Here is a 21960-nt window from a genome sequence, read left to right as displayed (position 1 = left end):
CCCGAACTCAGTAGTGAAACGACGCATCGCCGATGGTAGTGTGGGGTTTCCCCATGTGAGAGTAGGTCATCGTCAAGCTTAAATTCCAAACCCCTCATTCGCGAAAGCGAGTGGGGGGTTTGTTTTTGTGCTGAGAAAAGTTCGGCGGGCGACCGATGGAAGTTCATGGCACATACGTTGCGCCAATAAAGTCCAACACGTTCATGGCACAAGTTGCAGGCGTTCAAGTCTGAAAAGAAATAACACCGCACTCCACGCATAACCCTTTATTGCGACTAGGATTGCCACCAGCAACCCGGGAAGCGCGGGGATGTTGGTTTAACCTATGAGCAAAACCCTCTAGAGCTCTTTCCATGTCTGATGCTGCAGATGCTGGTGAACTGTCCGAGATGCCGCTGGAGGCGCTAACCGCCTGCCACGAGTGCGATTTGCTGATGCTCAAGCCCGAGCTTCAGCTCGGTGAAAGCGCGCATTGCCCGCGCTGTGGTTTCGAGCTTTATATGAGCCGCCCCAAGGTGGTCAAGCGCAGCATGGCCTTGGTGATTGCCGCGCTGTTGCTCTATTTTCCGGCTAACTTCCTGCCAATCATGGAATTGAGCCTACTCGGCCAGAACAGTACGGACACAGTCTGGAGCGGTGTTCACGCGCTCTACGATTCCGGTATGCAGGGTGTAGCTGTGGTGGTGTTTCTGGCCAGCATGGCCGTGCCCTTACTCAAACTGCTGTGCCAGTTCCTGGTGCTACTGAGCATCCAGTTTAAATTCGGCCGCAGCTATGGGCTGCTGCTCTACCGCATTTATCACCACATGCGCGAGTGGGGCATGCTTGAGGTTTACCTGATGGGCACCCTGGTTTCCGTGGTGAAGCTTATCGGTCTTGCCGATATCACGCTCGGGGTAGGCTTGGCCTGCTTTGTCTCACTGCTGTTGGTACAGGTCTGGCTGGAAGTGACGATGACGCCACATCAAATCTGGGAAGCGTTATCGGGAGAGGATGACCATGCGCGCCATTGATGCCGGCATTCTGGTGTGCCACGAGTGCCACCAGCTCAACCGTGAAGAACCCGAGAGCCACGGCCAGTTCTGCACCCGATGCGGCGGCAGCATACACCCTCGCAAACCCAACAGCCTGACCCGCACCTGGGCGTTGTTGCTCACATCAGCGGTGCTCTATATTCCCGCCAATATGCTGCCGATCATGACCGTCAGCACCCTGGGCAAAGGTGAGCCCGACACCATTATGTCCGGCGTTATTTCCCTGGTGCAGTACGGAATGATCCCCATCGCTGCCGTGGTCTTTGTAGCCAGCATCCTGGTGCCGACTTTCAAGCTGGTCGGCATCGGTCTGCTGCTGTACTCGGTGCAGCGCCGGCTGCCGATGTCGCCCCGCCAACGCATCGTCATGTACCGCTTTATTGAATGGATAGGCCGCTGGTCGATGCTCGATGTATTCGTGATCGCCATCCTTGTGGCCTTGGTCAACTTTGGCAGCCTGGCCAGCATCGAGCCTGGGCCCGGTGCTGCCGCCTTTGCCAGCGTGGTGATTCTGACCATGCTAGCCGCACTCACTTTCGACCCGCGCTTGCTCTGGGACAACACCGAAACGGACGACGATGACAATGACTGATCTGCCCAAAGCCAAAATCCGCCCCGCCTCCAACTGGTCTGCGATCTGGGTACTGCCGTTGATTGCCCTGGTGATCGGGGGGTGGCTGGCATGGCGCGCCTATGACCAGGCGGGCATTGATATTCAGATCATCTTTACCAGCGGCGACGGTATCCAGGCCGGCAAGACCGAGGTCATCTACAAAGGTATGCCGGTGGGCAAGGTGAAAAATCTTACCCTCGATGAAACCGGCGCCAAGCGCGGCGTAATCGCCACGGTAGAAATGGACAAGGACGTGGAACCCTACCTGCGCAAAAACACCCGGTTCTGGCTGGTAAAACCAAGCGTGAGCCTGGCCGGCGTTACCGGGCTGGAAACCCTGGTATCGGGCAACTACATCACTGCTGCCCCGGGTGATGGCGAGCCGGAGCGCAAGTTCGTCGCGCTTAACGAAGTGCCGCCTATTGCGGACTCGGTGCCCGGCTTGCATCTCACCCTCAAGGCCGAACGCCTGGGCTCTCTGAACCGTGACAGCCCGGTGTTCTACAAGCAAATCCAGGTCGGCGTGGTGAAGAGTTACAGCCTGGCGGCTGACCAGAACACTGTTGAAGTCAAGGTGTACATCCAGCCGCAATACGCGCAACTGGTGCGCAAACACACCCGCTTCTGGAACGCCAGCGGCGTTACCGTCAGCGCCGACCTGGGCGGCTTCAAGATGCGCACCGAGTCGCTGGCCAGTATCGTTGCCGGCGGCATTGCCTTCGCCACCCCGGAGCATCGCAAAGACAGCCCGCCCACCGACCCCAGTTTACCGTTCCGTCTCTATGAAGACTTCGACGCTGCCCAGGTGGGCATCAAGGTCAACGTAAAATTCGCCGACTTCGAAGGCCTGCAGTCCGGTCGCACGCCGGTCATGTACAAGGGCATTCAGGTAGGCACGCTGAAAACCCTGAAGATGAATGATGACCTGACCACCGCGTCTGCCGAGTTGGCGCTAGACCCGCGTGCCGAAGACTACCTGGTAGAAGGCACCGAGTTCTGGGTGGTCAAACCAGTCATTTCCCTGGCCGGCATCACCGGCATCGAAGCGTTGGTGAAGGGCAACTACATCGCGGTGCGGCCGGGTGAAAAAGGCAACGCGCCGGCCCGCGATTTTGTAGCCCGCCTGAAACCACCACCGCTTGATCTCAGCGCCCCCGGCCTGCACCTAGTGCTCTACAGCGACGTGCTGGGCTCCTTGGAAGTCGGCAGCCCGGTGCTCTACAAACAGATCAAAGTCGGCACCGTGCAGAGCTACCAATTGGCCCGCGACCGCAAACGCGTAGCCATTGGTGTGCACATCGAGCCCGAGTACGCCAACCTGGTGAACAACTCCACACGCTTCTGGAACGCCAGCGGCATCACCCTGAGTGGCGGCTTGTCCGGCATCAAGGTGAAGAGCGAATCACTGCAAACCCTGCTGGCTGGCGGCATCAGCTTTGAGACGCCAGACCCCAGTGCGCCGCCGACCAAACGGGTACAGCGCTTCACCCTGCATACCAACCGCGAAGACGCTCTGCAAAAAGGCACGCTGATCACCATCCGTGTCGCCTCCGGTGACGGTCTGCGCCCGGACACCCCGATTCGCTACAAAGGCATCGACCTTGGCAAGGTCGAAAGCATGGCCCTGACGGACGACCTGCAAGGCGTCCTGCTTAACGCGCGCATCACCGAAAGTGCCGAGCGCGTCGCCCGTGCCGGTTCGCAGTTCTGGGTGGTCAAACCCGAGCTGGGCCTGATCCGCACGGCCAACCTTGACACCCTGGTGAGCGGCCAATACCTGCAAGTACAGCCGGCGCCCAAAGGGGCTGCACCGCAAACCAGCTTCGTCGCCCTGGACCAGGCGCCAACGCTCGCCACCCGCGAGAGCGGCCTGACGCTAACCCTCAGCGCACCCCGTCGTGGCTCGATCAAAGCCGATGTGCCGGTTACTTACCGGGAAGTTCCTGTGGGCAAAGTGACCGGGGTCGAACTGGGCGCCACGGCCGATCGGGTGCTGATCACTGTGCTGATCGAACCGCGCTTCGCCCCGTTGGTTCGCACCGGTAGCCGGTTCTGGAGCGTCAGTGGTTTCTCCGTGGATTGGAGCCTATTCAAAGGCGCCAAGGTACGCACCGAATCGGTGGAGTCGTTGCTGCAGGGCGGTATCGCGTTTGCTACGCCAGAAGGCGAGCAACTGGGCGCGCCGGTCAAAGCCGGGCAGACGTTTGTGCTGAACGAAGAAGCCAACGAAGAATGGCTGAAGTGGGCGCCCAAAATTCAGCTAGGTAAGTAAGCCGAAAAGCATCGCGGCTGAATCCGCTCCTACAGGCGTGCAAATCGTTGGAATTGCGCGATCTCGTAGGAGCGGCTTCAGCCGCGACTAGCCGTTACGCCGGCTCAACCTCTGCCTCGGCCTTCACCACCGGCTCATGCCGGCGAATGTACTTCCAATCCGCCTCATCGATATAAATGCCATTGGGCCCGCTACCGCCTTCCAGGTCGATGGCCACATGGGCGCACACCTGCGGTTTCACACTGGCCAGAATCGGCACAAAGCCTAACTGCAGGCTGGTTTCGATCAGCGCCTGCTGGTTGCGTTCGTCGATGTCCGCCGCTTCGTCCAGGTAGTACGGCAGGCGTACTTTGCCGGCCTGCTCGCGGTCCATCAGGTGCAGCAACAGGTACATGTTGGTCAGCGCCTTGATGGTCATGGTGGTGCCGTTGGAGGCGGCGCCATCGATGTCGGTGTGCACGATCGGCTGCCCGCCAACCTTGGTGATCTCGAACGCCAGCTCGAACAGATCCTTGAGGCCCAACTGGTTATGGTTGGCGGCTACCAGGCGCGCCAGGTACTCCTTGGCTTCCTCGTTGCGCACGTCCTGATCGGCCGACTGATTGAGGTCGAACACGCTCAGTGTTTCGCCTTCCTCATACTGCCCGGCGCTGTGGATGATCTGGTCGATATGCTTGAGCGCATCCTTGTTCGGCGCGAGCACGATGCGGAAGCTTTCCAGGTTCGATACCTGGCGACGGTTGATCTCGCGGTTGAACAACGCCAACTGGTGTTCCAGGTTGTCGTAGTCGCTGCGGATATTGCGCAAGGTGCGCGCGATATCGGTAACGGCCGCGCGACGCGCCTTGGCTAGGGTCAGGGCTTCGTCCTGACGGTGGGCATAGGCGTTCACCAGCAGGTGCAGGCGGCGCTCTACATCATCTTCGCTGTCGAACTTGGCCACGCCCTTGAGGCGGATCTGCGCATACAGCGCATCAATCTGGCCATCGATGCGCTGCAGGCTTTGCCACGCGTCCTGGTAATCGTTGAGCAGCGGCAGCAGGTTATCCAGCGAGTCGTCCACCGGCTCCATAAAGGGCGTGCCGAACGGCAGGTTGGCCGGTAGCAGCTGGCGGCGGCGCAAGGCATCTTCCAGGGTGCGCTCCTTGGCTTCCAGATCAGCCAACTGCCGGCCCACCAACTGCAACTTGGCCGACAACTGCTGAACCCGCTCGGTAAACGCGTCACTGGCGCGCTTCAGGTCATCCTGCGCGGCCTCGGCCTGCGCCAATTGTTCGAGCTTGCCCGGCTCTTCCACGGCCAGGGTCTGGCTGCGGCGGAAGTCTTCCAGGGCTTTCTGCGCATCCAATACCTGGTTGTACAAGCCTTCGGCTTGCGCCTTGCTCGCGGCACGGTCGGACGCAACGCTCTGCTGGGTCTTGAGCTGCTTGAGCTCCTTCTCCAAGCGCTCTTTCTGGTCGCGCAAGGCGGCGCGGTCGGCCAAGGCTTGCAGTGCTGGCGGCTCGATATGGCTCAGGTCGATGGAAAGGCCCGGCACTTCGAACCGCTCGGCTTTGAAGCCGTCGAGAATCACCTCCAGCGATTTGACCCACTTGCCGTCTTCATCCAGACCAATGCCGTGCTCGCCCAACGGCAGGCTGAACAGCGCGCCGTTGAACAGACGCATCAGGCGCTCGACATCCTGCTGGCTGAATTCTTCACGCAGCCGTGCGTAGCTGTTGTTGTCGGCATGTTCGAGTTGCTGACGCACCGATTTCAGGCGTTTTTCCAGGTCGCGCAGACGCTCGTCCAGGTCTTCGCTGCTGAACTGCCGCGACTGTGCCAGGGCACCGGCCAGTTCATCGTGGGCGTCCTTGGCCGCCAGCAATTGCTGCTCCAGCACCTGGGCATTGTCGACCAGAGCAAAGCGCTGCTTGAGCACGCCGAACTCGCCGAGCCAGCGTTGAATTTCGCTGATCTCACGCTCCAGACGCATCAGCTCCTGGGTGCCGCCACGCTGGTTCTGTTGCAAGCCATTCTGCTCGCCACGGTAATGCTCGGCCTGAATCACCAATTCTTCGCGGCGCGCACCGGCATAGTCCTGCCAGGTGCCAAGTAGCGAGTCGAGCAGGGGCGAAATGCGGTGCAGCTTGCCGCGCAGCACTTCACGCTGGGCCACACCCGCACTCAAGGCTTCAACCAGCGGGCCGGCGGCCACCAGCGATTGGTAGTCCGCTTCCATACGGCGCACATCGCGGAAGGCTTCTTCGCACGCGGCAATGTAATCGACGCTGCCGGAGCGCAGGCTGTGCTCGAACGCATCGAGGAACAGCTGCTTGAGTTTGGCCGCGGTGATTTCGCGCATGTGCAGCAGGTTGATAAACAACGCGCGGAAGGTCTTCAGGCTCTGCTCACTGGTGGAGCGCAGTGGAATCAGGGTCAGGTCCAGGGGAATGGAGGTATGCCCGCCCACCAGCAAACGCCGCAGTTCTTCGGGCTTGAGCTCGTAGGCCTTGATGTTCTCGCGCTCCAGGTTGGCAAACAGCTCGCGTTGGCGCAGGCAGGTGCCGTTTTTCTGGTAATGCTCCAGGTGCAACTCGCCGGCATAGGCGAAGAACTGGTGACCAAAGCCGCCACCCGGGCCGCGACCGGCCACGCCGATCACATGTGGGCCGTGGGGCAGGGCGACTTCCACGAGGATGTAGCTGGTGTCGCTGGCGAAGTAGAACTTGCGCGAGGCCTCAAGGCTGTACTTGCCGAAGCTCATGTCCGACATACGCGCCAGAATCGGAAACTGCAGGGCGTTGATCGAGGCGCTTTTACCGAGGTTGTTGGCGCCGTATACCGACAGCGGCTGTTCCAGCGGGAACAAACCCAGGCTGTAACCGGCGGTGTTCAGCAGGGCGAAGCGGCGGATACCGTAGCGTTCCTGGCTCATGCATCGATCTCCTGATTGGCCCGTTCTTCAGCCAGGGCGCGGGCCAGGGCTTGTTCTTCGCTTTCTTCTTCGACAACGGCCGGCAGTTGTGTGGCCGCGGTTGGCAATACCGGAATGTCGTCATCGGGGTCGGTGTCGATCACCAGAATCTCGTCGCCGCTGTCGTCATCCACCAGCGCCGGGGTCGGCAGAGGCAAAACGCTGTGCAGGCTGGCGGCCAGGTCGCGGTCTTGCTGCACCGACAGGCACACATCAAGGAAGCGGTGCATCGGCGGCAGGAAGCGGTAGATGCCGTTGTCCTCGCTGGCAAAACCCAGTTGGGTCATGCGGCGCATCACCTTTTCTTCCAGCTCTTCCTGCGTGGTGACTTCGGCCTGCAAAAACAGGTCGCGGTATTTTTCCAGCAGCGGTGGCAACTCATCGCGGCCCAGGCTGCCGCCGTCCAGCACGGCCAGCGGGTCGCGGCCTTGGTCGGCGAGGTGCTCCACCAGAATGAAGGTGAACAGTGCCAGGCGCTGGGCCGTCTTGTTCACCTGGGCGCCCATCTGCTCGGGCACGAAGTAGTAGAAACCGCGGGTATCGCACACCAGCTCGTAACCCAGGGCGCGAAACAGGGCGCGGTAGGCGTCCTGCTGGTTCGACAATTGGCTGTACAGCTCGGCGTCGCGGTGGCTGACGTGGTAACCCTTGAACAGCTCGCGAAAGATCGGCGCCAGTTGGCTCAGTTCGGACAGGTCAATATTCATACACAGGATTCTTTAAAGAGGGCTACGGGCTCACGCATGGGTGTTGGCCACCAAGGCGTACGAGCACAGGCTGACCTGGTGCTCGGCGGTGTGGTAATCGCGGCGCTCCAGGCGTTCGCGCTGAAAGCGGCCGTCGCGCGAGAGGCGCGAGAACCAATACAGCAATTCGTCGGTGGCGCCGGTCGGCTCCTGCTCCAGCAGCCAGACCATCAGGTCCGGCATCGGCAGCGCGCTCTGGCAGCGCTCGAGCATTTCCCGAGCGGTGCGCGGCGCCTGCGGGGCCTCGCCCTTGCGCGTGCCGCTGGCCTTGGGGAATTGCGTGGGTTTGGGTTCGAAGCGAGCCAAGGCATACACATACGACTCCACCTGGCCGGTGGTGCCGAGAAAGGTGCTCTGCGGCCGCGTGAACAACGGCAAGGCCGCCTGCGGTACGGCGTCCAAGCCCTTGCGGCGAATGGCCGACAACGCCAGCGCGGCACCACGGGTTACCGCGTTATGCCGGCGCGCTTCTTCGCGCAGCGGCAGCAACAGCTCGCGGGCGCGGCGCAGGGTCAGTTGCGCGGTGGTCTGCATTTCCAGAATGCGCGCGTGGGTGCGTAGCAGCAGATCGTCGTCCACCAATTGGCCCAGACGATGTTGCTCGCTCAGCAGCTTCAACAGCACCTGTTCAACACGGCGTACGCCCTGCTCGAAGGCACCGTCGGCGTTCACCAGCTGAATCATCGGCTCGACATATTCGTCCCAGGTCGCCAGCACTTCGGCATAGCGTTGGCGCAGCGGAATCTGCCGGTCGCTGGTCTTGGCCCGATCGGCCACGCCCACCAGTGCCTGCTCGTCATTGGCGAGTTTTTTCAGCACATCGCGCACGCGCATATCCAGCAGCCGCAGCTGGCGGGCCAGGTCGTTGGCATCGCGTATTTCGAAGGCGTCCTGGATATAACCCGCCAGGCGTTCGAGGTGGCGCAGGTAGGCCTCGATTTCCAGGCACAGGCCCAGGCGGTGTTCGCGGCGCAGGTAGGCAAGAAAATCGTGGATCTGGGCATTGAGCTCGAAGCGGTTCGGGCTTTTGGCCACCGGCACCAGGATGTCGAGGCGAATCCAGATATCCAGCAGGTTGGTGATTTCGACGGGGGTGCTGTCCACCAGTTGCACCGCCAGCTGGGCGCGCAACTCGATCAGGCTCATGGTGCCTTGGTCGAAACGCTCACAGAGCGGTTCGAGTAACGTCCAGTGTTCAGCGAGGGCGCGCAATACGCGCTTGGGCTCGATCATGTGCACTCGTTTCTTGGGTTGGGGTGGGGCAAAGGTCGCGATTGTACTGCATGGCGGGAGCGGGATTTAGTGTTGGTGGATCAAAGGGGGGAGCGGATGGTTTTGGGCTGTGGTGTTCTTCGTTACGCCGTACCTCCACTCGGCCTCCTGAAGCGGCGGGCAGATCACATGGGTAGATCAAAAGCCCCTCACCCAAACCCTCTCCCGCACGCGGGAGAGGGGGCCGATTGGAGTGAAGCGGCTGCCATACGTCACCCCTCGCCCGCTTGCGGGAGAGGGGCCGGGGGTGAGGGGCCGTCAAAAGCATCACGCGTGGTGACGAACCGAAAAAAGTGACCAATTTCGGCAGTTTGCGCCCGCCTGCGAACCTGTGTTTCAAACCTGTTACCCGCCAAGCCTGCGTTTCAAGTGCTTGAATCGCTTGGCATGTTTTCTGCGATGCAGTTGGCATCTGCACTTTCTGGAACGCCCATGCCCGCCGATACTGCCGCCTATGCCCAAGCCCGTTGGGACGAGTTGGAACGCCAAAGCGATCTCGACTGGGACCTGGACGCCATCACCGACCGCCGTGAAGCCGTGGCTTTTTTGCAGCGCTTTGAAAACCGCCTGTGCATCTATTCCAGCTACGTCGAAAAGCTCTACAGCAACTACAGCTTCGTGGTCCCGGAAAACGAGGAGGGCAGCATCACCATCCTTCCCGATGAACAAGCCTGGCACGACACCTTCAACGACGTACCGGCCGACGCCGTGGAGCCCACCGGTATCCATATCCTGCCCGGCGAAACCATGGGCTACACCGGCCTGTACCTGAAAATTCCCGGCGAGCACAAACTGGTCGCGTCCAAGGAATTGCCGTTTCAGGAAGGCCTCAAGCTGCTGATCCAGCGCTACCAGGCCAAGGGCGAAACCTTTCTGCCGGTGCTGATCAAAGGCGACTTGCGCGAGTACGAAGCGCGCATGCCATCCTTGCACCTGCACCGCATCAACCCCGCCAAGCTGGGCAACAGCTCCAAGCTCAGTGTCGATGCCATCAACGGCGCTATTGCCGATCACCTGATCGCCCTGTTTCGCCAGCACTAAACCCAAGCCCTGCGCGCCGGCCTGGGCTGCGGCGGTTGTGTAGGAGCGACCTTGGTCGCGAACCGCACAACCACCCCTTGAGCCCTTTGTTTCCAGGATTCGCGAGCAAGCTCGCGCCTGCAGTGCGCCCGGCAAAAAAGGTGGCGTTACGCCAGTGTGTTCTTGCGTAACAGTCACCCGCCCGCTCGCCCACATTCCCGGCTGCAAACTCGACTATGGGTCGGGCGTGTGTTGTCGCCGAGCTTCTTATAGTGATGCCGTGGATTCGTGCCGCGCGTTGGCGCCGATGAATCCGGCCACAATAAGAATAAGGACATCGCCATGCGCCCGACCCGTAGCCTTGCCGCACTTGGTCAACTTGCTCTGCTCACCACCGCCCTGATGGCTGGCTCGGCCCAGGCCAAGCTGGAGGCGTTGGCCGATAACGAGCTGTCGAATGTCACCGGGCAGGCGTTTATCAACCTGACCACCGACGCCAATGCCGGCATCAATTACACGCGGGTCAATCTGGGGGTGAACCTCGACACCCAGCTGAACATGAAAAAGCTCCAGCTCGGCCAGTACAACGACAGCACCACGCGGCCGGGTGAAGTGGCCGGCTCCTCGGACATCCTGATCAACAACTTTGCCCTCGGCACCGTCAACGCCGATGACAGCATCAATGCCTTCAAAATCGCCAACCCGTTTATCGAACTGGCCTACGAGGGCAACAAGGTGATCGGCGTGCGCATCGGTTTTGGCGAAGCCAAAGGCACGCTGTCCGGCGATATCGCCAGCCTTACCGGCAATGTGCCGGTGCATATCAAAGGCACCGGGCAAGCCATTTACGACGTGGCCAGCGTGGGGCAGAAACTGGTGTTGGGCATAGGCGGCATTTACACCACCAGCGTGCTGGAGGCCGATGCGCAACTGGTAAACAGCAGCGGCGCCGCCGACCCGGTGCGCGGTACCCAGGCCGGCATCAAGAATGGCGATGGCCTGACCTGTACCAGTGGCTGCGCGCCGCTGATCACCGATGTCGCGCTGGGCATCATCAAGTCCGGGGACTGCGCGTTGCTGGGCATCCAGACCTGCTTCAACCTCGACCAATTCAAATCGCTGCCGGTGGGCAACCTCGGCGTGGCCGACTCGGCCAGCACGGCTGCGATCGAAGGCGCCACCAAAGGTTTCTTCATTTCCCTGCAAACCAAAGACGTGGCCTGGCGCGACCTGGACAGCAACAGCTTTATGACTGCCCTCAAAGGCGCGTTCATGAACATGCCCAAGTACAAAGACGCCAACGGCAATATGGTGTCGCCGATCAATATCGACTTTAACCAGGCCTTCAACGGTATTCCGCGGCAAGACACCTGCCTCGGCGCCGCCACCTCCGGGTGCTGACATGAACGCCCCGCTGCTGTTTGCTGGTTTGGCGCTGCTGGTCGCCAGTGCTCTGGCCCAGGCCGAAATGCAGGCGCTGGATGACCAGCAATTGTCGGACGTACAAGGCGCCGGGTTTGGCTTTGTGCTGGACAACATCCTGCTCGATGCCAACAACGCCACCATCACCATCACCATCAACGACATCACCAACGGCAGCGGCCAGAACGTGCCGATTTCGGTGAAGGAGTTCTACCTGGGCGCCACGGGCAGCAACAAGGGCGCCAACCTCAACCCAGTGACCATTGGCCGCTTGAGCTCGCCCTTTACCCTGGACCTGAACAAAGGCGAAAACCTGCGCACCCTGCGCGATGACGGCGTGTGGGTGCAGACCACGCCGAGCAATGTCGCGGTGCTGGCCCTGACCTTTCCCGAGCGCCTCACCGGCACCGCAGGCCAGGCCTGTATTTCCGGTTACGCCGCTGCCGGCAGCAACTGCTCAAGCCGCGCCAGCGAGAAGGCGGATCTGGGCATCCGTTTCGATTTTCAGGTAGCGGCCGGGCGCACGGACATCCTCAATATCGACATTGCGGAGTTGGCCATGGACGGCTCGTACCTGCGCCTGTGGGGCGACAGCGCGCGCAGCCAACTGGTGGGCGAAATGCGCCTGAACCTGTATGCCAAGAGCCTCACCGTGATGTCCTGCGCCGCCGGTGCCACCAACTGCGCCACCGCCGCCGAGCAAGAGGCGCGCACCATCACCGCCACCAACCTGTACGCCAACATAGGCCTGGGCTACGGCAAGTCGCAGCCGCTGCTGTTTGATGTCAACAGCAACGGCCAATTCACCCTGGAGCTGCCCAACCCCACGTCAGGCGGTACCACGGCAGCGGCACGCAACACCCTGGCCACGGATTTCTACGCCAACGCGCCGCGCACCAATCTCGTTATCGATAACCTCAAAATGGGCAGCGGCAGCTACTCAACCGGCGGCTACAACTTTGGCTACAACGCGATTCAGGGCCTGACCATCAACTACCTGAAGGTGACCAGCCATGACCTTTAGACGCATCGAGTGGTTGTTTCTCTGGCTGGCGCTGTTGCTGCCGGCGCTGGCCCATAGCGAATTGCAACCCATGGCCGACGACGCTCTGAGCGCCACCAGTGGGCAGGGTGGCGTGTACCTGTCCGGTGACTTCAGCATCAACAAAAGCGGCGGCGTGCTGTGGACAACCCCCACCAGCAACGTCGCCAGTACCTGGACCGCCAATCAGCGCAGTTGCGCCACCCTCGGCGCCAGCTCCCCCGAAGACTGCGGCATGCGCATCGCCATCCGCGCTGAAGCGGCCGGCGGCTGGTACGTGCTGGACAATATGAAAGGCATTTTCAGCTTTGACGGCCTGACCCTGCGTACGCGCTTTATCGATAGCGGCTTCAACGGCGATGGCAGCAGTTTCAACCAGGACACCCTGGAGTTCGGCCTGCCCAACGAAATGAAATTCCAGGACGCGCGCTTTACCTTCGCCGTCGCCAATCAGGGCGGTTGGCGCAACAAGGCCGGCACTGCGGCCAACGGCGGTGACGCGACCTACCAGCAGACCAATATTTTCTCGGCGAAGGTCGACGGCAGCATTCGTATGCAAGGCAACGTGCTGGTCTTCCCAAAGAACTGAGGAGCAAGTAGATGCACAGAAATCTGCTGCTGGTGCCGCTGCTCTGCTTCAGCCTGCCCAGCCTGGCCATGCAGGCGCTTGACGACGACAGCCTGGCCAGCGTCAACGGCCAGTCCGGCATCAGCATGGAAATCAGCGGCGGCGGCTGGTCCGCTGGCAACGTCAGCTACAGCGAAGACGGCAAGACCGTGGCCCTCAAGGACGTCAGCAATCGCCCGGCCAGCGGCAGCACGGCAACCTCCACCACCAAGATCGATGTGGTCGGCAACCAGATGGTGGTCGAGCACAAGGCCAGCCCGCAGCAACTGGCCGTGAACAACATAGAGATGGCCGGCAGCAGCAAGAGCTTCGGCAGCTTTCGGGCCTTCTACACGTTGGGCGCCACGTTGAAAGTCAAAGGTGGCGGGGCGAGCGGTGTGAGTGGTATCGGCCTGGATGACAGCAAGCTGTCGCTGACCGACGTCACCTTCTACTACCGCGACAACGGCTTCGACCTGATCGTCAACGGCATGTCGTTCGATGCCTACCTCAACGCCGCCTACGTGGACATCGTCAGCGGTGGCAGCGGCAAGGAAATAAAACTCGACCTCGGTAATTTGCGGCTGGTGGCCAACATCGGCGGCATCAGCCTGGACCTGGCCCACAGCGATGCCGTCAGCGGCGTGCCGGCCACGCCCGGCAGCCCGGATACGCGCGACCCCAATTACAGCAAAAGCTTCGGCAGCCTGAACCTCGACCTGCGCCTGGGCGGCAGCCTGAGCATCGGCAGTGGCGGTGCCAGCGGCCAGGGCATTCGCATCCGGCCGAACCTGACCATCAGCAACAGCCTGTTCCAATACCAGGACGAGGGCGTGCTGCGGGCTGAGAATTTCTCCGGCGTACTGAGCAGCACCAACGGCCTGACCTTCGACCTGGAAAGCGACGGCGTGGGCACGTATGCCCAGGTGAAATTCCCCGACCTGCGCCTGAACGCCACCCTTGGCGGGCTGATTATCGGCAACGCCAGCAACCAGAAACTCGGCAGCCTGGGCATCGACCTCAACTTTCTTGACGACGGCGCCAAGCAGAACTGGCTGAAGCTGCGCCCCGGTGGCGACCCCAACTCGGGCCTCAAGGGCGTGACCGCCGATGTCAGCTGGAACATGGTCAACAGCTCGGTATCGCTCACCGATAACGGCAACAGCATGTGGTTCAGCGGCCTGCGCACCAACGGCACCGGGCAAATCACCCTCGACCTGACCAAAAGCTGCGCGGCCGGCGCCAGCACAAGCTGCTACGCCGGTACCCAGAGCGACATGAGCAAGGGCAACTACAACGGCCACTTCGACGGTCTGCGCCTGGGCCTGAATAACGTCAAAGGCAGCTACAGCTTCGATGGCCTGCGAGTCGGCACCGCCAATGCGCCGCTGCAAGGTGGCACTGAGCTGCTGGTGCTGATGGAGATTTTTCCGGCTTACGACTTCACCCTCAACGGCCAGTTGACCATTCAGCCAGGCGGTAACGTCGGCAGCGGTGTGCGTTACAACGCCGACTTCTACGTGACCGAAGCCCGCGCCGCGATCACCGTCGACGAAAACGGCAGAGGCTTGTGGCTATCGGGCACCAGCTACGACATGCATTTCCGCGACGGCACCCTGGACATTGCCAGCGGCGCCGCGGGCGAGAAGGGCGGCGTGGAGCTGCGCAAGGGTACTTACTGGTCCAAGCTGGATGTCAGCGATGTGCGTTGGGGCGACCGTGCCACCGGCACCAGCCTGGGCCGCATCATGCTCAAACGCTTTGAGCAGGGTTCGAGCCTGGCCTTGAGTTCCGGCGGCGCAGGTGCCTTGTGCGTGGGCGCCAGCGGCGGCACTGCCAGTGCCTGTGGCGCCGCGGGCGGACGCTGGGAAGACCGCGGTAACGAAGGGGTGTCGGTGAAATTGAAAAGCGTGTTTGTGCGCGACACCGCCGTCGACACCGCGGTCAACGGCGTGGCTACCGACGAAAAACGCAACCAGGTGCTCTGGGAAACCAACCGCAGCGGTGGCAATGGCACCGGTGCGCAGTTGGTGATCGACAACTTCTCCACCTCCGATGGCGACCCCAACAACCCGAATGCCAATACCTATGGCGTAAATGCCGATCTCAACCTCGATGTGGCACCGACCAAAGTGAAAGTGAAGAGCGGTGCCAATGCCGGCACCAATGTCACGCCCGACCCGCTGGGGTTCGCCGTTAACGGGCGCATTACCTTCAAGGAAGTGAACGTGGACCGCCTGCAGAACGTGCACCCCACTGGCGGGGCGGTAACGGCCATGTACGGGATCAAGGCGCAGAACGCCGACATTCGGGCGAATTTGACGGCGACCCCCATTAATTAGCCGTACGCCTGCTCTTCGTAGGGTGTGCTACGCGCACCAGCGATTTACGCGCAAACGCCATGGTGCGCATAGCACACCCTACAAAAGCATCGCCTAACGCCTTTCCCCAAACCTGCCTTTGCGGCGACAATCGCCCCCTTCCTCGCGTCAATCACCCAGCCCAAAAGGCTGCGTGTGGAGCTTTCATGATCACCGAACTGCGCCGCCGCGCCTATTTGAACGCCATGCAGGTCGCCAACTGGCTGCCGCGCGTGGCGCTGCCGTTTGCTGCGCCGTCGCGCCCGGAGCTGCTTGAGCCCCTGGAGGCCGCCCCTGCTCCCGCTGCCGTTGCGCCTGTAGCCGCCGCCGTCGAAGCGCCGCCAGCCGTGGTCGAACCCACGGCACCTGCCGTCAGCGAACGGCCGAAAATCGAAGTGCCACGCCCGGCCGCCCGCGTCGAAGCCAAGCCGCAACCCGTGGCCGGCGAAGAAGAAGCGCCCGCCGCGCCGACCAAAGTCGCCGCCGTGCCGCCACCGCGTTTCAGCCTGCAACTGCTGCGCGCCGGCAACTGCGTAATTCTCGCCGAGTTATCCACAGGCGAACCCTTTGCCGCCCGCGACCCGGCTTATCTTTTGCTCAAAGACCTGCTGCGCGCCGCCGGCCTGCCCGACAGCCCGCAGATTCTCGGCGAACCGGTGCGCTGGCCGTTGCTGGCGCGCGGCACGATGGACCAGGGCCCGCAGGCCGCGCTGGAATACGTGCAAGGGTTCCTGATGGCCCGGCTCGAAGAGGTCGAAGACTGCAAGTGCCTGTGGCTGGTCGGCTTGCCGGCCATTCGCTTTGCCGGCGAGGCCGATGCCCAGGCCTACAATCGCGAGCTGCAGGTAGAAGGGCTGGGTGCTGCCTGGGCGTTGCCGAGCCTGGAGTTGTTGATGGACGAGCCGGCGCGCAAGGCGCCGCTGTGGCAAGCCATGCAGCGCGTGATGCGCCGCTGGCACGCATCGGGAGCCGAGTCGCTGCATGAATGACGCAATAACCATCCGCCCCATGACCGAGGCGGACCTCGACGAAGTTGTCCAGATCGAATGTGCCGCCTACAGCCACCCCTGGTCGCGCAAGCTGTTTCACGACGGGCTAAGCAGTTACGACTGTTGGGTGATGTTCGAAGGCGAGCGCCAGGTGGGCCACGCCATCCTGAGCGTGATCATCGATGAAGCGCACCTGCTCAATATCGCCATTGCGCCCCACGGCCAGGGTCGCGGCCTGGGCCTGAAACTGCTGGAGCGCGTCATGCAGCGTGCCGTGGAGTTAAAGGCCGGCGAATGCTTTCTGGAAGTGCGTGCCAGCAACCTCTCGGCCTATCGCCTGTACGAGCGTTACGGCTTCAATGAAATCGGCCGCCGCCGCGATTACTACCCGGCAGCAGGTGGGCGCGAAGATGCACTGGTAATGGCCTGCACGCTGTTCGATTAACCGGTTTTCGATTATTTGGTACTCGCGTACTCTCTTGCCCCATAACGATAAAAATGGAGTGGGGCATGGGGGATACCGATGTAACTGTGGTCGGCGCGGGCATTTCGGGCCTGACCGCTGCCTGGCGTCTGGCCCAGGCCGGCCGGCGGGTCACCGTGCTGGAAGGCAACGACCGGGTGGGTGGCCGCACCCTCAATCACCGCTTTGCCAGTGGTGAAGTCGCCGAAATCGGTGGCCAGTGGGTAGGCCCTACGCAAGACCGCATTCTCGGCCTGCTCGGTGAACTTAACCTCGATACCTTTGCCACCTGGAACCAGGGCAACAACCTGACCCTGTTCGGTGGCCGGCTAAAACCCTATCGCGGCACCATCCCCAAATTCGCTGCGCATGTGTTGCTGGATATCGGCCAGGCGCAATGGCGCCTGGATCGCCTGGCGCAGCAGATTGACCTGGATGATCCCAGCCGTCACCCCAAGGCGCCGCTGTGGGACAGCATGACCTTCGCCGAATGGATCCGCCGCCAGGTAAAAACCGCCCAGGCGCGCACCGTATTCGACCTGGCCAGTGCCGCCGTCTTTGCAGCCAAGCCCCACGATCTGTCGTTTCTGCACGTGCTGTTCTATATCAAGAGCGGCACCAACCTCGACACCCTGTTGGGTGTGGATAAAGGCGCACAGCAGGACCGCATCGTCGGTGGCTCGCAACGTATCTGTGAGGAGCTGACGCTGCGCCTGGGCAGTGCCGTGCGGTTGGCGCAGCCGGTGCGTGCGTTGAAGCAGACCCGCGACCACGTCGAGCTGATCACCGACCAGGGCAGCCATCGCGCCAAACGGGTGATTTTCGCCGTGCCGCCGACGATGGTGCTGCGCATTACCCAGGAGCCGTTGCTGCCGGGCTGGCGTGATCAATTGCTGCAACGCTTGCCGCAGGGCGCGGTGATCAAGTGCATGGCGATGTACGAGACGCCGTTCTGGCGCGAGCGCGGTTTGTCCGGCCAGGCCACTAGTGAAGTCGGCCCGGTGCGCCTGACCTTCGATAACAGCGTGCCGGGCTCGCGCAAGGGCGTACTGATGGGCTTTATCGAAGGCGATGAAGCGCGGCAGTGGAGCAGCCGCAACGAAGGGCAACGGCAGGCCGAAGTGCTGCGCTGTTTCGCCCGTTATTACGGCGACCATGCCTTGCAACCGCTGGAGTATGTGGACAAGTGCTGGGCCGACGAAGCCTTCGCCCGTGGGTGCTACGCGGCGCTGTTCCCGCCGGGTGTGTGGGGCAATGGTGCGGCGCGTTTGCGCGACCCCTGCGGGCGCCTGCATTTCGCCGGCACGGAAACGGCCACGCGCTGGATGGGCTATTTCGATGGCGCCGTGCAGGCCGCCGAGCGCGCGGCGGCCGAGGTGCTGGCGCTGACTTGATTGGCTACAACAGCCGGCGCGTTCGGTCGCTGTGACAGGCCGGTGGCTCGACCATACTGCCCGCCTTAACGGCTATACGGCTGTCTGTAGCAGCGGCTTCAGCCGCTCCTACAGGGATCTACGAAACATGGATAAGGACCTGTTCATGCACCTGCTCCGCCCGCTACTGGTCAGCCTGCTGCTGACTTCAACCCTGGCCACCGCTGCCCCGCGCGATTTCACCATTCTGCACACCAACGACTGGCAGTCGCGCTTGCTGGGCTTTGGCCCCAACAACGAATACACCCCGGCCACCGTCAACGACGATGGCACCGTCGGCGGTGTTGCCCGCCTGGCCACGCTGGTGAAAGAGCGTCGCGCCGCCGCGGGCGAGCAGCCGTTGCTGTTGCTGGATGCCGGTGACTTCACCATGGGCACGCTGTTTCACACCATCACCCGCGAAGCCGGCGGCGAGCTGCGCCTGATGAGTGAAATCGGCTATGACGCCACCACCCTCGGCAACCACGAGTTCGATTTTCGCCCCATGGGCCTGGCCGCCATGCTCAGCGCCGCCAGCAAGGCCGAAGGCGACAAGCTGGTGCCGGTGATTGCCAGCAATATCCAGTTCGACCCCAACAGCCCGGGCGATGACAGCCTCAAGGCGCACGCGGACGCCGGGCGCATCGTGCCGTACAAAATCGTCGAGAAGGGCGGCATTCGCTTCGGCCTGTTTGGCCTGCTCGGCTACAACGCCATCACGGTATCGCCGATGACCAAGCCGGTGACCTTTACCGACCCCATCGAAACCGCAAAAACCATGGTTAAAAAGCTGCGCGAGGAGGACAAGGTCGACGTGGTGATTCTGTTGTCGCACATGGGCGTTGCCCAGCAGGACGACGGCAGCTGGCGCGGTGAAGAGGTGGAGATGGTCGAGCAAGTGCCGGGTATCGATATCGTGGTCGGCGGCCACTCCCACACCGCGCTGCCACAGCCGGTGCTGGTCAACGGCCATACGCCGGTGGTGCAGGCCGGTTCGGAAATCCAGTATCTGGGCGAGCTGCATATGCGCCTGGGCGAGGACGGCAAAACCCTGGTGCGCGATTACAGCCTGCACCCGATCAACGACCAGACGGCGGGCGATGGGGTGATCACCACCCAGGTCGAAGCCTTCAAGCAACACGTCAGCCAGCAGATGCTCGAACCCAAGGGGTATCGCTTCGATCAGCCGCTGGCCAAGGTGGATAAAACCCTGACCCGCGAACACGACGACCCGATTCTCGCCAACCTGGTGACCGACGCCCTGCGCGATGCCACCGGCAGCGATATCGCCTTCACCGGTAACGGCACCATTCGCGACGACATGATCGCCGGCCGCACCGGCGTGCAGGCGGTGTCCGACCTGTTTCGCATTGCACCGCTGGGTATTGGCCAATTGGACGACGCACCGGGCTACCCGTTGGTGAAGGTGTATGTCACCGGGCAAGAGGTGAAAGATATTCTTGAAGTCTTGCTGCTGGCCTACCAGATGCGTGACAGCGACAGCTATTTTCCGCGGGTCGCCGGCCTGCGTTTTCGCTACAACCCCTACCGCGTGCCGTTCGACCGCGTCAGTGGGGTGGAACTGGGCGATGCCGTGCACGGCTACCATGACCTCGACCTGAGCGACACCAAGCTCTACAGCATTGGCGCCAGCAGCTACGTCGGCAGCTTTACCTGGCTGATTTCCGACCTGAGCAAGGGCTTGATGACCGTGGTGCCCAAAGACGCCAACGGCAAGCCGATTGCCGAACTCAACGACGCCATTATCGACGCCGACCCCAACACGCTCGGCATTCAGGAGTACAAGGAATGGCAGGGCCTGCTGGACCATATCCGTCGCCTGCCGGATGTCGACGGCGACGGTCTGGCCGACATTCCCACCACAGGTAGCGCAGCCGAACAGCGTATGGTGCGTGCACCGAGCTTTGCGCCGGCCGAACTGTTGCGCTATGCCGGTCCGTTGCAGTGGGGTGTCAGCGTGGTGATCGTGCTGGGGCTGCTGCTGATTCTGTGGCTGCTGCGCCAGGCCATGCGCCGCCGTCCGCGCTGATGCTGTGACCCAGGCATCCGGCGGCTTGTCAAAGGCACCAGGCGCACCGTAGGGTGCGCATCGGATTTTTGGGAGTACTGATATGAGTGACGATCTGCAGCAGCTGTTTGAAAACAATGCGCGTTGGGCTGAGTCCATCAAAGAGGAAGACCCGGAATTCTTCGAAAAGCTGGCCCGCCAGCAAGTGCCCGAATACCTGTGGATCGGCTGTTCCGATGCACGGGTGCCGGCCAACGAAATCGTCGGCATGTTGCCAGGGGATTTGTTCGTACACCGCAACGTCGCCAATATCGTGCTGCACACCGACCTCAACTGCATGTCGGTAATTCAGTACGCGGTAGACGTGCTCAAGGTGAAACACATTCTGGTTACCGGCCACTACGGCTGCGGTGGCGTGCGCGCCTCCATGAGCGACACTCAGTTCGGGCTGATCGACGGCTGGATCCGCGCCATCCGCGACCTTTACTACGAGCAGCGCGAGCACCTGGCGCAATTGCCCACCGAAGAAGAACGCGTGGACCGCCTGTGTGAACTCAACGTGATTCAGCAAGTGGCCAACGTCAGCCACACCACCATCGTTCAGAACGCCTGGCACCGCGGCCAGAAGCTATCGGTGCACGGCTGCATCTACGGCATCAAGGACGGCCGTTGGAAAAACCTCAACGTAACCGTCAGCGGCATGGAACAACTTCCGCCGCAATACCGCCTGCGGCCGCTCGGTCAGAGCTAGATCACACGCCTGAAAGCATCGAGGCTGAAGCCTCTCCTCCAAGGATTCCGTTCCCTGTAGAAGAGGCTTCAGCCTCGAGCTTTTTTGATCTTCAAATTTCGGCCATGCCATAGATCAAGATCGAGCGAGCTAGAGCAGTGCAAGGCCAATACGGCCCGGGCAAAAATTGTTTTTGAAGCGCAGTTGGCTGTAGCCAATGAGCATTCAAAAACAATTTTTAACGCAGTAATGCCGACGCGCAGCCGATCGAAGTCCTACATATTCCGTTCGTTTTGTTCCATTTGCTCGCAAGTCATAAAGCCTTTGCCATCGACGCGGTCGTTGGCATCAAAGCTCACGTAGTAAACCTGCTTGGAACCATCCTTCTCCATCACATAGTTATTGCAGGTGCCCGAACGCACGGTGCGATTGAGTTCGGTGGAGGGTGGGCCGCCAACGGTCAGCACTTGCGACTTGGTCATGCCAACGTCTACTTGCTTGGCCAGCGGTTCATTGCGGTAGGTGACGTAGTCGACCGGGTTTTCCATTTTGCTGGCGCAACCTGTAACCGCAGCCAGTGCACAAAAAGCCGCGAGGAGTTTGGTTTTGTACATGGTGGTTTTCCTTGTGGGGTGCCGTTGTCGGCTTACCTGATTTATGAGCCGCCTCGCTGGCACTTAGTTCGAGTTATTTACCCCTCACACCCGCACAAACCTTGGCACCAGCATCAGGCCGACGCCGATGGCGACGATCAGATACGGGTCGCTGAAAAAGTAGCTGTAGACCATCAGCGCCAACCCGCACACCCACGCCACCACGTGGCCCTGGCGTTTGCCATACAGCAGATAGCCCAGACCAATCGAGCTGAAGACCATGCCCCAGAGCAGGGTAGCGCTGGAAAACATAAACACCCCTTCGCTGTTTTGTGCGCCGGCGCTGAACCTGGCGCCGCTGCGCGTTGCCTAATGAGGCCGCTGGTCGTTGCCAGCCCAC

Annotated in this window: 18 protein-coding genes and 1 rRNA gene; 14 read left to right on the top strand and 5 right to left on the bottom strand. The window is 61.6% G+C overall.

Annotated elements, in window-relative coordinates; all coding sequences use genetic code 11:
• The 4 genes from rrf to PKE98_RS12050 form a co-directional block, all read left to right on the top strand.
• Nucleotides 1-78 (top strand): 5S ribosomal RNA (gene rrf / locus PKE98_RS27320); the annotation flags it as partial.
• A gap of 275 nt (nt 79-353) precedes the next feature.
• Nucleotides 354-1013, top strand: a complete 660-nt coding sequence (locus PKE98_RS12060) for a paraquat-inducible protein A (protein ID WP_271195522.1) — start codon at nt 354-356, stop codon at nt 1011-1013.
• Complete coding sequence (locus PKE98_RS12055) at nt 1000-1626, top strand: paraquat-inducible protein A (protein WP_271195521.1); 627 nt, start codon at nt 1000-1002, stop codon at nt 1624-1626. The genes PKE98_RS12060 and PKE98_RS12055 overlap by 14 nt, the downstream gene beginning before the upstream one ends.
• On the top strand, nt 1619-3919 hold the full coding sequence (locus PKE98_RS12050) for a PqiB family protein (protein WP_271195520.1): 2301 nt from the start codon (nt 1619-1621) through the stop codon (nt 3917-3919). Before PKE98_RS12055 ends, PKE98_RS12050 begins: the two co-directional genes overlap by 8 nt.
• Nucleotides 3920-4013: 94 nt before the next feature.
• On the opposite strand, the gene mksF is transcribed toward PKE98_RS12050, so the two are convergent.
• Genes mksF through mksB form a run of 3 tightly spaced genes read right to left on the bottom strand, consistent with a single transcriptional unit; the run spans nt 4014 to nt 8854 of the window.
• The gene (mksF, locus tag PKE98_RS12045) at nt 4014-6836 is read right to left on the bottom strand and encodes an Mks condensin complex protein MksF (protein ID WP_271195519.1); all 2823 of its coding nucleotides are present in this window, start codon (nt 6834-6836) and stop codon (nt 4014-4016) included.
• Complete coding sequence (gene mksE / locus PKE98_RS12040) at nt 6833-7582, bottom strand: Mks condensin complex protein MksE (protein WP_271195518.1); 750 nt, start codon at nt 7580-7582, stop codon at nt 6833-6835. The genes mksF and mksE overlap by 4 nt, the downstream gene beginning before the upstream one ends.
• Before the next feature lie 30 nt (nt 7583-7612).
• Complete coding sequence (gene mksB, locus PKE98_RS12035) at nt 7613-8854, bottom strand: Mks condensin complex protein MksB (protein ID WP_271195517.1); 1242 nt, start codon at nt 8852-8854, stop codon at nt 7613-7615.
• Nucleotides 8855-9325: 471 nt separating this feature from the next.
• Between mksB and PKE98_RS12030 the strand changes: the two genes are divergently transcribed.
• From PKE98_RS12030 to can, 10 genes are all read left to right on the top strand, one after another.
• Complete coding sequence (locus PKE98_RS12030) at nt 9326-9934, top strand: hypothetical protein (protein WP_271195516.1); 609 nt, start codon at nt 9326-9328, stop codon at nt 9932-9934.
• Between the two features lie 321 nt (nt 9935-10255).
• Entirely contained in the window at nt 10256-11314 is a 1059-nt protein-coding gene (locus tag PKE98_RS12025) for a DUF6160 family protein (protein ID WP_271195515.1), read from the top strand.
• A 1-nt stretch (nt 11315) separates the two neighbouring features.
• On the top strand, nt 11316-12359 hold the full coding sequence (locus tag PKE98_RS12020; RefSeq protein ID WP_271195514.1) for a hypothetical protein: 1044 nt from the start codon (nt 11316-11318) through the stop codon (nt 12357-12359).
• Nucleotides 12349-12966 (top strand): hypothetical protein, encoded by a 618-nt coding sequence (locus PKE98_RS12015; RefSeq protein ID WP_271195513.1) that lies wholly within the window; start codon nt 12349-12351, stop codon nt 12964-12966. Before PKE98_RS12020 ends, PKE98_RS12015 begins: the two co-directional genes overlap by 11 nt.
• An 11-nt stretch (nt 12967-12977) precedes the next feature.
• Nucleotides 12978-15326 carry a DUF6160 family protein gene (locus PKE98_RS12010; RefSeq protein WP_271195512.1) on the top strand — a complete coding sequence of 783 codons (2349 nt, stop codon included), beginning with the start codon at nt 12978-12980 and terminating at the stop codon, nt 15324-15326.
• A gap of 185 nt (nt 15327-15511) precedes the next feature.
• A complete protein-coding gene (locus tag PKE98_RS12005; protein ID WP_271195511.1) occupies nt 15512-16333 on the top strand; it encodes an energy transducer TonB in 822 nt (273 codons plus the stop codon).
• Nucleotides 16326-16778 carry a ribosomal protein S18-alanine N-acetyltransferase gene (gene rimI, locus PKE98_RS12000; RefSeq protein ID WP_271195510.1) on the top strand — a complete coding sequence of 151 codons (453 nt, stop codon included), beginning with the start codon at nt 16326-16328 and terminating at the stop codon, nt 16776-16778. Before PKE98_RS12005 ends, rimI begins: the two co-directional genes overlap by 8 nt.
• A 65-nt stretch (nt 16779-16843) precedes the next feature.
• Nucleotides 16844-18190 carry a flavin monoamine oxidase family protein gene (locus PKE98_RS11995; RefSeq protein WP_271195509.1) on the top strand — a complete coding sequence of 449 codons (1347 nt, stop codon included), beginning with the start codon at nt 16844-16846 and terminating at the stop codon, nt 18188-18190.
• 145 nt (nt 18191-18335) lie between these two features.
• Nucleotides 18336-20258 carry a bifunctional metallophosphatase/5'-nucleotidase gene (locus PKE98_RS11990; protein WP_271195508.1) on the top strand — a complete coding sequence of 641 codons (1923 nt, stop codon included), beginning with the start codon at nt 18336-18338 and terminating at the stop codon, nt 20256-20258.
• A gap of 82 nt (nt 20259-20340) precedes the next feature.
• On the top strand, nt 20341-20988 hold the full coding sequence (can, locus tag PKE98_RS11985; RefSeq protein WP_271195507.1) for a carbonate dehydratase: 648 nt from the start codon (nt 20341-20343) through the stop codon (nt 20986-20988).
• 254 nt (nt 20989-21242) lie between these two features.
• Here the strand turns inward: can and osmE are convergent, their stop codons facing one another.
• On the bottom strand, nt 21243-21581 hold the full coding sequence (gene osmE, locus PKE98_RS11980; protein ID WP_271195506.1) for an osmotically-inducible lipoprotein OsmE: 339 nt from the start codon (nt 21579-21581) through the stop codon (nt 21243-21245).
• An 84-nt stretch (nt 21582-21665) separates the two neighbouring features.
• The gene (locus PKE98_RS11975; protein WP_271195505.1) at nt 21666-21872 is read right to left on the bottom strand and encodes a hypothetical protein; all 207 of its coding nucleotides are present in this window, start codon (nt 21870-21872) and stop codon (nt 21666-21668) included.
• Between the last annotated feature and the right edge of the window lie 88 nt (nt 21873-21960).

The sequence above is a fragment of the Pseudomonas turukhanskensis genome, assembly GCF_027922365.1.
GTDB lineage: Bacteria > Pseudomonadota > Gammaproteobacteria > Pseudomonadales > Pseudomonadaceae > Aquipseudomonas > Aquipseudomonas turukhanskensis.
This window is presented reverse-complemented; position numbering and strand designations above follow the sequence as displayed.

Coding starts and splice junctions, on each gene's coding strand:
- PKE98_RS12025 (WP_271195515.1), top strand. CDS start 10,256: ATGCGCCCGACCCGTAGCCTTGCCGCACTTGGTCAACTTGCTCTGCTC.
- mksE (WP_271195518.1), bottom strand. CDS start 7,582: ATGAATATTGACCTGTCCGAACTGAGCCAACTGGCGCCGATCTTTCGC.
- PKE98_RS12050 (WP_271195520.1), top strand. CDS start 1,619: ATGACTGATCTGCCCAAAGCCAAAATCCGCCCCGCCTCCAACTGGTCT.
- PKE98_RS12005 (WP_271195511.1), top strand. CDS start 15,512: ATGATCACCGAACTGCGCCGCCGCGCCTATTTGAACGCCATGCAGGTC.
- mksF (WP_271195519.1), bottom strand. CDS start 6,836: ATGAGCCAGGAACGCTACGGTATCCGCCGCTTCGCCCTGCTGAACACC.
- mksB (WP_271195517.1), bottom strand. CDS start 8,854: ATGATCGAGCCCAAGCGCGTATTGCGCGCCCTCGCTGAACACTGGACG.
- rimI (WP_271195510.1), top strand. CDS start 16,326: ATGAATGACGCAATAACCATCCGCCCCATGACCGAGGCGGACCTCGAC.
- PKE98_RS12010 (WP_271195512.1), top strand. CDS start 12,978: ATGCACAGAAATCTGCTGCTGGTGCCGCTGCTCTGCTTCAGCCTGCCC.
- PKE98_RS12060 (WP_271195522.1), top strand. CDS start 354: ATGTCTGATGCTGCAGATGCTGGTGAACTGTCCGAGATGCCGCTGGAG.
- PKE98_RS11995 (WP_271195509.1), top strand. CDS start 16,844: ATGGGGGATACCGATGTAACTGTGGTCGGCGCGGGCATTTCGGGCCTG.
- PKE98_RS12055 (WP_271195521.1), top strand. CDS start 1,000: ATGCGCGCCATTGATGCCGGCATTCTGGTGTGCCACGAGTGCCACCAG.
- PKE98_RS12030 (WP_271195516.1), top strand. CDS start 9,326: ATGCCCGCCGATACTGCCGCCTATGCCCAAGCCCGTTGGGACGAGTTG.
- PKE98_RS12015 (WP_271195513.1), top strand. CDS start 12,349: ATGACCTTTAGACGCATCGAGTGGTTGTTTCTCTGGCTGGCGCTGTTG.
- osmE (WP_271195506.1), bottom strand. CDS start 21,581: ATGTACAAAACCAAACTCCTCGCGGCTTTTTGTGCACTGGCTGCGGTT.
- PKE98_RS12020 (WP_271195514.1), top strand. CDS start 11,316: ATGAACGCCCCGCTGCTGTTTGCTGGTTTGGCGCTGCTGGTCGCCAGT.
- PKE98_RS11975 (WP_271195505.1), bottom strand. CDS start 21,872: ATGTTTTCCAGCGCTACCCTGCTCTGGGGCATGGTCTTCAGCTCGATT.
- can (WP_271195507.1), top strand. CDS start 20,341: ATGAGTGACGATCTGCAGCAGCTGTTTGAAAACAATGCGCGTTGGGCT.
- PKE98_RS11990 (WP_271195508.1), top strand. CDS start 18,336: ATGCACCTGCTCCGCCCGCTACTGGTCAGCCTGCTGCTGACTTCAACC.